Consider the following 10,544-nt stretch of genomic DNA (forward strand, 5'->3'; position numbering starts at 1 on the left):
GGACTCCGTGAACTTGCTCGATCATGTCGAGTCCGCGTACTTGCGCGATGACATCCCAGATTTCAGCCCCGGTGACACGGTGCGCGTCCACGTGCGGGTCGTTGAAGGTAGTCGCCACCGACTCCAGGTGTTCGAGGGTGTTGTCATAGCCCGCAACGGTGGCGGCATTCGCGCGACATTCACTGTTCGCAAAATCAGCGCAGGTGTCGGTGTCGAACGCATTTTTCCGGTCCATGCGCCGATTATCGATCATCTCGAAGTGGTGCGCCGCGGCGACGTGCGGCGAGCCAAGCTCTACTACTTGCGTGACCGCGTTGGTAAGGCGGCGCGCATCAAGGAGAAGCGGGACTGAGCGAGGTGGCCGACCCCGAAGGCTCCTCTACGCAAGGGGGAACTCCGCCCCCAGACCCGTTTGCAAGCCCGAGACCTCCCTCTGGAGAATTCCAGTCCGCGCGGGTAGAGACACCGGCACCGCAAAACGATGACCTTGCCGGCGATGGGTCCACGAGCACCGTCAAGTCCGACGACGTCTCTGAATCTGACGACAAGGCGGACAAAACTAGTTTTCTACTGGACCTTCTCTCGCTCGCGATCAAGGCTGTTGCCGTTGCGGTCATCATCAAGCTGTTGCTCGTTCAGGTGTTCTGGATACCGTCCGAGTCGATGCTCGACACATTAGAGGTCGGTGACCGTGTTGCGGTCAACAAGCTTGCCTATCGAATCGGCGACATCGACCGGGGCCACGTTGTCGTATTCGACCTCACACCGCGCACCGGTGAATCTCTACCGAGCGCAGTCGTGCGCACCGTGGCCGAGGCGGTGGGCGTTTCGACACCACAATCTGATCTCATCAAGCGTGTAATAGGTCTACCAGGAGAATCGATCGAAGTGCGCGACCAGACCGTGTTCATAGACGGTGTCGCGCTCGACGAACCGTACGCAGTTTGGGATGGCCCGAGCCCTGACTTCGGTCCTCAGCTCGTCCCCGATGGGGAAGTCTTTGTCATGGGAGATAACCGCAACCACTCGCGCGACAGCCGCGTCTTCGGAACGGTGCCTGAGCAGCGAATTATCGGCCGCGCCTTCGTGATACTTTGGCCATTCTCAAATTGGAGCGGTCTCTGAGTTTCCGGCTCGCTTCTCGTGCGGCGATGATTGGTCCCGTCACAGAACTCGCCGCGAACTTTCCGTACTTCGCACAGCGCCTCGATCGCAACGGAGTTCCCCCGTTGTGGAAGCGGGACCCGGGCTTCGCGTCTCTAGTCCACATCATTCTTGAGCAACAGGTGTCTTTGGCGAGCGCCCAGGCTGCTTTTAGCCGGCTCGTCAATAACCTCGGCGTGGTCACACCGGACCGTTTCGCTGGCCTGGATGCGGCTACGGCTCGCATTATCGGTTTCTCACATCAGAAATTCGGCTACTGCTTAGGCATCGCCCGACTGCTGGTTGAGAATCCGGACCTGCTTGTGGTCGACGACCTCGACGATGCCGCGGCGTTCTCCAAGCTATGTGGCCTGCGCGGGGTAGGCCCGTGGACCGCTGCGGTGTACCTCATGTTTGCGGACCTACGCTGCGACCTGTGGCCTCGCGGCGATCGTGCGTTGGTCGTTTCGATGGAGTCCGTCATGGGGCTTTCCAGCGTGCCGACTTACGACGATGCCGACGCCATTGCGGAGGCGTGGGCACCGCATCGAGCAACTGCCGCCCGCATACTGTGGCACGACTACCTCGGCGGCCTCGACTACAGCGACCGCCAGGGCATTGCTGTACTTCGTCGATAGAGTGCGTAGCGTATGGAATCTGATCCGAAGCCCGATTCATTCGAGACACTTCACTCGAGCCATGACGATCACGATGAGCGGCGAGCAGTGTCCGCTCGGTCCCTCCGCATAAGGTCCCGTTTCCGGTCAATACGGGATTTTCTCATCCTACTTTTGGCGGCGTTTGCGACCGCGATTGTCATCGAGACATTTTTGATCCAGGCATTTTTCATCCCTTCGGCGTCGATGGAACAGACCCTCACCGTCGATGACTGGGTGGTGGTCAACAAGATGGCATACCGTTTTGGCGACATCCAACGCGGCGATGTAATCGTATTTGACGAAATAACCTCTAGTCCCTCTCCGCCCGAGTCGTTCATTGGCGCGGTTTCGAGAAACGTGCGCGAAGCACTAGGCACACGGACGCCCGGCGTCCAACTCATCAAGCGAGTGATTGCACTTGAAGGCGAAACGATCGAGATCAAGGGAGGATCCGTGTACATCGATGGTCTCTTGCTCAGCGAGGGGTACGTCCCTGACGGGTTGGTCCTACAACCGTATGCGCCGTTCACGATCCCCGCTGGACACGTGTTTGTGATGGGTGACAACCGCAACCGTTCGAAAGACTCGCGAGTGTTCGGAACGGTTCCCGAAGACGTCATTGTCGGTCGGGCGCTGGCGGTCGTGTGGCCCGCAGGACATTGGAGTGGTCTGTAGATCGTGAGGGAGGCGGTCGAGTGTCGTAAGCCGCGACGAACGGTTTGTCGGTGGCGTTTGATAGAAACGCATTAGAAGTCGTCCTTAGCTTCCGAAGTATCTATTATCACGCCCACCCCAAGGCAAGGACCATCACATGAGTGATGAAGATCTCGAGCGTTACGAAACCGACATCGAGCTACAGATCTACAAGGAGTATCGCGACGTACTGTCGATGTTCCGGTTCGTTGTTGAGACCGAACGCCGTTTTTACCTTGCCAATGGTGTCGAGTTGAATACGAAAAGCATTGACGGCTCCGTCTATTTTGAATTGGAGCTTGAAGACGCATGGGTATGGGACATGTACCGTCCGGCCCGTTTCGTGAAGAAGGTCAAAGTGATGACCTTTCGAGACGTCAATATCGAGGAACTCGAACACTCCGCAAAACTGTAGGCGTTCACGCAGACAGTGCGAAACGCCGAATCTCGGTTGGTGAAATCGGCGAACGGTGTGCTGCAGAGTTTCTGATTCGTCGCGGTGCCTCAGTCCTCCATCGAAACCTAAGAGTGTCCGGTGGCGAACTCGACCTTGTCGTCAAACATCGGGGTGTAACAATCGCTGTGGAAGTGAAGACGATTGTCGGCCGAGGAGATCCGCTCGACAGGATCGACACCCACAAAAGGGACGTTGTCTATCGCTCGGTTGCCGCCGCCAAGGTCCCGATTCAACGCGTGGATGCGATTGGTGTTCAGCTCTTCCCGGATCGCGTCGCAATACGCTGGGTTCGGCACCTGTAACACGGTTCCAATCGGCGGCCATTGAATCGGTGTCGGTGTAGATTCTTCGTGTTGGAGGAAAGACGATGGTAGACAAACCCCCACCGAAATCTGAGCGCCGCCGTTGGCCGGTATGGAAGGTAGTGATCGTCGTGGCGAGCGGGGTCGTCTTGACGGTCGGGGTGCTCGCGGCAGCGTTGCTCGTCGACTCAGGGGAGCCGGACACAACCGAGGTTTCGCCTGGGGCGACCTCACCGACGGTCCCAGCTGTCGCGGCATCACCAACCCTCATAGTATCTCCTACCACCTCGACCACGGAAGCCGTCTTTTCGACGACTTCGCCTACCACGGACGAGAACCCCTTTGTTGGGAGATGGACGGCGACCGCCCTCGATGGCAGCCAGTTAGACCTTCGCGTTGGTCCTGATGGTGCCTTTATGCACTGGGACTCTGCCTCTCGAGATTGTCGAGATCAGGGATTCGCACATTCACCCGAAACGTGGGCCGGATCGGCCACTGTAGAACTGACGGATCAGCCTTCGTTCATCGACGACATGGTCGGAGAAGGCGCAAACCTCGTGCCGACCCTCACGATTGCAGGGTCGGTGGTGTGTTACCCGTACGATCTCGAAAGTGGCAGCGCCAGCGATCGAGCCCTCAGATTCTTTCATGACCAGAGCCGTGACGCACTCGAGCCTGCCAGCGGCGGTGTGCGGTACACAAGATTGGCGCCAGTCGGTGGAGTCCTCCCAGACGCTAGTAACCCGTTTGTTGGGTCGTGGGAGGCCACGGATCAAGACGGCACCCGCGTTGCGATGTCGATCCTCGCCGATGGATCGTGGGAGTCTTCAGACACGCGCTCTGGCCTGTGCGAGACCCAGGGTTTCACCTATGCCACCTGGTCAGCGCAAGGTTCCGGCACGTTCGACCTTGCGGGAAAGTCGGTGTTTGAGGTGGCACCGATCGCCAACTGCCACCCGCGAGGCTCGGAGCAGAGTTCGCAACTTCCGGATGTGAGCCTGCGTTTCGAGCATGAGGCGTCGTCCGATACGGTGGTGCTGTCGGAGGATGACATCGTCTACACCCGACTGCCATGAGGTAACGGCCAGTGGCCGTTGTCGAACTCTCGTTGGTCCGCGTGTTGCCAATCCTCGTCCCGTTGGGAGGGCGCTTGGAAACGAGTTGTTCGGTCTGGATTCAGTACGAGTTGGCATATATCGCATCGTGTACGAATCCGGCGACGAAAACACAGTTCGGGTGCTCTGTATCGACCACCGCGCTGATGTCTACCGTCCCCGCTAAACGCTTTGCTCGGAGGCAGGTCGCTTGGCGGGTCTCCCCGGGCGCAGTGTCGCCTGAGGCTTGTTTAGAGGACCGTCGCCAGAGTATCGACCATGCGTGTCACTTCCTCCGCTGTGTTGTAGTGAGCGAAACTGATCCTCGCCACGTTCTCGATGCCGCACGCTGCGACGAGTCTCGCCGCATAGAAGTGGTCGGCGTCGGCAGCGATCTGTGACTCTGCCAGACGGTCAACGATGCTGCGTGCGGTGGGTTGCTTGGGGGCGAGGGAAAAGTTGGCGACCTTGTCGGGATGATCTGTGGTCCCGATGACCCGTGTACCTCGCGATAGGAGAAGCTCGACTAGGGGTAACGCGAGTTCGAATTCGTGGGCGCGCATCAACTCGGATAGCTCTCGCACGCGGACCGCCCGGTTAGCGACGTTGATCCCGTGATGGTCGGCGAGCGTGTCAAAGTAGTCACCGAGACCGACAAGCGCGGCGATCGCAGCGTGATCGGGACCGGCGCCGTCAAGCCGCTTCCACGGCACGTCGGTGTTGAAAAAATGCGATTGCGGCGTGACGGCCTCAAGCAAGCGCGGTGTGGTGACCATAGCTCCGAGATGCGGTGCAAACGTCTTGTAGAGACTAAACAGATAGGCGTCTGCTCCGGTCGCGTCAACATGTGGCCACATGTGCGGCGCGGCGGCAACACCATCAACGATGAGGAAGCGATTTCGCATGTGGACCAGCTCCGCAACCTGCGCAACCGGGTTGATCACACCGGCGACGTTCGACACGTGTGTCATCGCGACGACGACGACTGCATCGGTGAGGGTCGATTCAAGATCCTCTATATCAAGCAGGCCGGATGTGGGGTCGACGTGCCACCAGAGCAAATTTGCCCCCGTCTCGTCGCACAGTCGCTCCCAGCACCCTATGTTCGCTTCGTGGTCCTGATCAGTGACGATGATCTCGTCTCCAGGTCCGAGATTGCCCCGGAAAGCGTTGGCCAGCGTATTCAAGTTCTGGGTAGTCGATGGGCCGATCGTCAGTCGGTCGATCGGTACGCCGAGCAGGTCGGCGAGCGTGGCCCGTCCAGCATCCATTGCCTCGCCGGCGCGTTTCGCCATGGGGTTGTCCCCGTACGGCTGTACCTTGAAATCGGTGAGAAACTCAACGTATCGATCAAGCACGGCAGCGGGAAGGTAGCTACCCCCGGCGTTTTGGAAGAAGCCCCACGTCCGGGTTGGCTCCTTCGCAAACGCGGGGAACTGCGATCGGGCAAATGTGACATCAAACATCATGACCTCCTGCGGCGAAGTTCCTTGTACCAGCAACCGCGATGCCAGTGACGGCGCAGATCGGGGGCGAGCTGCGGCACGATAACAACGTGGCCGACGCCCTCGCCGATGGTTTGCTCGCACCCGGGGCAGAGGTATTGCTTGCGCGCCTGGTAGGGCTGAATTGTCATGACGTCTTCGTGTCCAAAGGGCATACGACTACCCGAAGAATCCCCAGCCGATAAGCGCGACCGTGACAACGACGAACAGGATGACGAGCACAAGATCGAGGGTTGTCTTGTCTTGGTTTCGAAAAGGATTGAGACCCATGCGCACATGGTACGGCCCCGCGACATCGATGCAACACGGCTACGCGGTAAGGTTCGCCCATGGCTGACCCGAGTTTTCTGTTGATCTCCGATACCAACGCGGTTCGGTGGTTGACACTAAATCGTCCCGATGTGATGAACGCGACGCCGCGCTCTGGTTGGGTGGAGCTGAGGGATGCGTTCAGAGACTTCCGGTCATGCGATCAGAGGGTTCTCGTTATCTCAGGGTCGGGAGGGAACTTTTGCTCAGGCGCCGATGTCGGCGAAAACGACTTTGCCGAGACAGCGTCCTCAGCAGCAGTCGGTGCAGCGTGGATGCGTCCGGTTGGGGAGGCAGCAACCGAGCTTTTCCACATGCCAAAACCGGTGATCGCGATGGTCGACGGGGTCGCCGCCGGTGCAGGACTCAACCTTGCGCTGGGTTGCGATGTTGTTATTGCGTCCGAGGATGCGCGGTTCGGAGAGGTGTTTGTGCGACGTGGACTGACCGTCGACTTCGGTGGAACATGGTTGCTCCCGCGTTTGGTTGGCCTTGCCCGCGCAAAAGAGATGGCGTTGACCGGACGTATGGTCGACGCCCACGAGGCGATGAGGATCGGTCTCGTGTCGGCAATCGTCCCGGTCGGCAGCCTTCGCAAAAACGTCGAAGAACTCGCAAACGAGCTTACGGCCGGAGCACCGCTTGCACAGCGCTTCATCAAGCAGGGACTGAACCGCTCATTTGAATGGTCCTTCGAGCAGGCCGTCGCGTACGAGACCCAGGCGCAGGCAACACTGTTGACATCGGACGATGTTGCCGAAGGAGTGCGTTCATTTCAGGAACAGCGGTCCCCGAAATTCACCGGTCACTGACCTGTCGCCTGGCCCTGGCCACTATCGAGAGGGCGCTCAAACACAAACGGGAATGGCAAACGCCCGTCGTGGGTTCGTCAAGTGACTGATCCAGAGGAGGTCATGATGCTCAAAATTGAAGACATCGACTCGTACTCATCTGCCCGAACTGTCGCTCACTGGGCGGTACACTTTCCCGGCATCGTCGGAAAGGCCCTGGCGGAGGCCGAGGATGATTGGGGTCATGTCGCCGTGACGTGGGACGTTGAGACCTCCACGCTTTTAAGCAAGAAGACCTCAACCACGACCCCGTTTCGTGTTGGGCTGCGTATTTCCGCGCTTGAACTCGTCGTCACAGACGCCGGTGGGGATGAGATTTTTGCGCTCGCCGGCAAGACGGTTGCCGAGGTGATGACCTGGCTTAGCGCACAGGTTGCGTCGCGTAACGGTGGTGAGGCACCCGACGACATGGCGTACCCGTTCGAGAAGATGGGCGAGCATAGTCTTGCTGATGGTGGTGTGTTCGTCGCCGAGCCTGCTCTTGCGTCCGTTGAGGCGTGGGTGGCGATGGCTGGCACAGGACTCGAGGGCGCCAAGTCCGATCTCGATGATCCATCGCCCGTTCGTGTCTGGCCACATCATTTCGATTCAGGGACGATCGGAGTTATCGACAAGGAAGCCGACCCCGAAGTCGCAAAGTCGGTGACGTTCGGGCTGTCTTTCGGTGATGGCGGTTCGGCAGCACCGTACGCGTACGTCCTGCCATGGCCGGCTCCCTCACCCGACGTTCTCGACGAGCTTGAGGTCGGGGCTTGGACAACAGATGGCTGGGTGGGTGCATTGCTTGACACAACCACGTTGTCAAATGACAAGGCCGAAGTGGCAGCGGTCCTCGCCTCGTTCTACGCCGGCGCAAACGTCGCTGCCCGTGAAGCAATCGGCGCTGACTGACTTTCTCCAGTCGCATACGTCGGAGGGTTGGTTGGGGCGTACTGAAACGCCCCAACCAACACCCTTCCATCGGAGTCGCAGAGTTCGTACGTTGGTGGCATGTTCGCTGCTGTTACGTCTGTCGCCCTTGTAGGGGTTGAGCCCCGCCCCGTTCGCATCGAAGTTCACATCGGGGGGAAGAAACCAGGTGTTGCAATCGTCGGGTTGCCTGACGCTGCGGTACGCGAAGCCCGCGAGCGAGTATCGGCGGCAATTGTGGCGACGGGGTTCGACTTCCCGCAGCGCAGGGTCGTGATCAACCTGTCGCCGGCCAACCTCCCCAAGGCGGGGTCCGCGTACGACCTTCCAATAGCCCTCGGTGTGCTCGCCGCGTCGCGCCAGATCCCCATGGGGTGTGCGGAAGTTGTCACACTTGGAGAGCTTGGACTTGATGGTGCAGTACAACCCGTTACCGGCGGTCTCGGCGCCGCGGTAGTGGGTCGCGCCATGAACAAGTTGTGTATTTTGCCTGACGCCAGTGGCCCCGAAGCTGCTGTCATCACCGATGCCCCTATTGCGTTGGCTGCCACCTTGGCCGAGGCCATCCAAGCAGCCCGCGGTGAGGCGATCCGAGCGCCGCAGTCACAAGAAGCGGTTGAACCGGACGAGGGTAACGATTTCGCTGACATCAGAGGCCATTCGTTGGCAAAACGTGCGCTCGAAGTTGCCGCCGCAGGAGGCCACCACGTACTGATGTCTGGACCACCCGGTGCCGGTAAGACAATGCTTGCTCGTGCGCTTCCCACGATCCTGCCGCCGCTTCGCGAAGCAGCAGCGCTGGATGTTGCGCTTGGGTGGGCGGCCGTTGGTCGATTCAGGAACGACATCTTGATTCCGCCATTCCGGTCTCCTCACCATTCAGCCACCATGGCGGCGCTGATTGGCGGGGGCTCCGGGACCCCGGTTGCGGGCGAGATCACGCTTGCACATCACGGGGTGCTCTTCCTCGACGAGTTAGGCGAGTTCCCGGTACACCTTCTCGATGCGTTGCGCCAACCAATCGAGGATGGCAGTGTCGTTGTCGCCCGTGTGGGCTTCTCGGTCGAGTTCCCGTCGAGATTCCAGTTGATTGCGGCGACAAATCCGTGTCCCTGCGGATACCGCGATGACCGAACCACGTCATGTGTGTGCTCGGCATCAGCGATCGATCGTTACCGACGACGACTATCAGGGCCGTTGGTTGATCGTTTCGACGTTCGTGTAGTCGTTGACCGTGTGCCGGCCGACGATCTTGTTGGTCGCCGCGGCGAGCGTTCAGCGGCCGTGCGATCGCGTGTTCAGGCTGCTGCGGATATACAAACGGCTCGCGGCCAGATGAATAGGGAGTTGCGCCGGCGTGACCTTGACATGCAGCCGTGGGAGGACGGAGCCAAGACCTTGTTGCGCAAGGCGGTTGCGACCAACGCTCTCACCGCCCGCGGGTGGGACAGGGTTAGGCGCCTCGCTCGTACCGTTGCGGACCTTGCCGGCGCCGAATCGATTTCCAAGGCCCACGTTGCAGAAGCGCTCGTGCTTCGCGGCGTGTCACAGTGAACGACGCAAAGCTGCGATGTCAATGCGCCGGAATGTCACCGCGAACGTTGCGCGACTTGGTTGCCCGATTCGGTTCCTATGAGGCGGTGGTCGCAGCGGTAACACATGGGAAGACGCGGCAGTCCTCGGCAACAAGAAGCGCCCTTTCAGTGTCCGCAGAGGAGCGTCGGGCGTCGCTTGAGGACGCGAAGGTTCGATGGATTGCTGACGACGATCCATCCTTCCCACGTCGACTAGCCAACCGTCCAGATCGGCCACCGGGGTTGTTCATTGTCGGAGAGATTGCGACTGGCCCTACGTTCGCAGTCGTTGGCACCCGTACAGCCACAACGTATGGCCGCAATCTCGCGACCGCATACGGCGAAGCCATCGCCAACGAGGGTTGGAGCACCGTCAGCGGCCTCGCCAGAGGTGTCGATGGTGCCGCGCACAAGGGCACTGTGCGTGGGGGTGGTCACGGGTGTGTCGTACTCGGTTCGGGTGTCGACGTTTTATACCCGCCCGAGCATCGATCGCTGGCGCGGCAACTTGTCGATAGCGGTGGCGCTGTGGTGTCGGAGTATCCGTTGGGTGCCGACCCGCGGCCTTGGCGGTTCCCGCCACGCAACAGGATCATCTCGGCGCTGGCCGACGCCGTGATAGTTGTCGAGGCTGATGTGAAGGGTGGTGCGCTAATCACCGCGTCGCTTGCCCTGGACCAAGGGGTACCGGTGTTTGCGGTCCCTGGGGACGTCAATCGGCGCACGAGCCGCGGTTGCAATCTTTTGATCCGTGACGGTGCCTTTCCGGCACTCGACCCCGACGAACTCATTGAGGACCTACGGCTGCTCGTCGGGGCACCACCCAAACCTAAATCCGCTAAGGCCATCGAACCAGCCGTCGGGTGGCTTGTTGAAGCCATGGAGCGAGTCCATCCGGCCACCATCGACAATCTGGTCATACAGTCTGGCAGGCCAGTCGCCGAGGTCGTCGCAACGGTTGGCGAGATGGTTGCTGCCGGCGACCTGATCGCGATCGGTGACACATACATCAGATCTCAGAAGGGCAACATGTAACGCGCTGGCCGAT

General features: G+C 60.0%; 14 protein-coding genes. 12 read left to right on the forward strand and 2 right to left on the reverse strand.

Annotation, left to right across the window (positions count from 1 at the left end):
- Positions 1-7 precede the first annotated feature (7 nt).
- The 8 genes from rplS (at position 8) to IIC71_01810 (ending at position 4,535) form a co-directional block, all read left to right on the forward strand.
- Positions 8-352, forward strand: a complete 345-nt coding sequence (rplS, locus tag IIC71_01775) for a 50S ribosomal protein L19 (GenBank protein MCH7667923.1) — start codon at positions 8-10, stop codon at positions 350-352.
- A gap of 5 nt (positions 353-357) precedes the next feature.
- Entirely contained in the window at positions 358-1,125 is a 768-nt protein-coding gene (lepB, locus tag IIC71_01780; protein ID MCH7667924.1) for a signal peptidase I, read from the forward strand.
- A 26-nt stretch (positions 1,126-1,151) separates the two neighbouring features.
- Entirely contained in the window at positions 1,152-1,781 is a 630-nt protein-coding gene (locus tag IIC71_01785; GenBank protein MCH7667925.1) for a DNA-3-methyladenine glycosylase 2 family protein, read from the forward strand.
- Between the two features lie 12 nt (positions 1,782-1,793).
- Positions 1,794-2,477: a signal peptidase I gene (gene lepB / locus IIC71_01790; protein MCH7667926.1), complete on the forward strand. Its 684-nt coding sequence runs from the start codon at positions 1,794-1,796 to the stop codon at positions 2,475-2,477.
- A 136-nt stretch (positions 2,478-2,613) separates the two neighbouring features.
- The gene (locus IIC71_01795) at positions 2,614-2,910 is read left to right on the forward strand and encodes a DUF2469 domain-containing protein (GenBank protein MCH7667927.1); all 297 of its coding nucleotides are present in this window, start codon (positions 2,614-2,616) and stop codon (positions 2,908-2,910) included.
- Positions 2,811-3,254: a YraN family protein gene (locus IIC71_01800; GenBank protein MCH7667928.1), complete on the forward strand. Its 444-nt coding sequence runs from the start codon at positions 2,811-2,813 to the stop codon at positions 3,252-3,254. Before IIC71_01795 ends, IIC71_01800 begins: the two co-directional genes overlap by 100 nt.
- Before the next feature lie 65 nt (positions 3,255-3,319).
- Positions 3,320-4,330 carry a hypothetical protein gene (locus IIC71_01805; GenBank protein ID MCH7667929.1) on the forward strand — a complete coding sequence of 337 codons (1,011 nt, stop codon included), beginning with the start codon at positions 3,320-3,322 and terminating at the stop codon, positions 4,328-4,330.
- Positions 4,302-4,535 carry a type II toxin-antitoxin system RelE/ParE family toxin gene (locus IIC71_01810; protein MCH7667930.1) on the forward strand — a complete coding sequence of 78 codons (234 nt, stop codon included), beginning with the start codon at positions 4,302-4,304 and terminating at the stop codon, positions 4,533-4,535. The genes IIC71_01805 and IIC71_01810 overlap by 29 nt, the downstream gene beginning before the upstream one ends.
- 64 nt (positions 4,536-4,599) lie before the next feature.
- On the opposite strand, the gene IIC71_01815 is transcribed toward IIC71_01810, so the two are convergent.
- Positions 4,600-5,814 carry an aminotransferase class V-fold PLP-dependent enzyme gene (locus IIC71_01815; protein MCH7667931.1) on the reverse strand — a complete coding sequence of 405 codons (1,215 nt, stop codon included), beginning with the start codon at positions 5,812-5,814 and terminating at the stop codon, positions 4,600-4,602.
- Positions 5,814-6,008, reverse strand: a complete 195-nt coding sequence (locus IIC71_01820; GenBank protein MCH7667932.1) for a hypothetical protein — start codon at positions 6,006-6,008, stop codon at positions 5,814-5,816. The genes IIC71_01815 and IIC71_01820 overlap by 1 nt, the downstream gene beginning before the upstream one ends.
- Positions 6,009-6,182: 174 nt before the next feature.
- On the opposite strand from IIC71_01820, the gene IIC71_01825 reads away from it, so the two are divergent.
- From IIC71_01825 to dprA, 4 genes are all read left to right on the forward strand, one after another.
- On the forward strand, positions 6,183-6,974 hold the full coding sequence (locus tag IIC71_01825; GenBank protein ID MCH7667933.1) for an enoyl-CoA hydratase/isomerase family protein: 792 nt from the start codon (positions 6,183-6,185) through the stop codon (positions 6,972-6,974).
- A 102-nt stretch (positions 6,975-7,076) separates the two neighbouring features.
- Entirely contained in the window at positions 7,077-7,904 is an 828-nt protein-coding gene (locus tag IIC71_01830) for a hypothetical protein (GenBank protein ID MCH7667934.1), read from the forward strand.
- Between the two features lie 99 nt (positions 7,905-8,003).
- A complete protein-coding gene (locus IIC71_01835) occupies positions 8,004-9,476 on the forward strand; it encodes a YifB family Mg chelatase-like AAA ATPase (protein MCH7667935.1) in 1,473 nt (490 codons plus the stop codon).
- 32 nt (positions 9,477-9,508) lie between these two features.
- Positions 9,509-10,531, forward strand: a complete 1,023-nt coding sequence (gene dprA / locus IIC71_01840) for a DNA-protecting protein DprA (protein MCH7667936.1) — start codon at positions 9,509-9,511, stop codon at positions 10,529-10,531.
- Positions 10,532-10,544 lie beyond the last annotated feature (13 nt).

The organism is Acidobacteriota bacterium (genome assembly GCA_022562055.1).
Classification (GTDB): Bacteria; Actinomycetota; Acidimicrobiia; order Spongiisociales; family UBA5794; genus BMS3BBIN02.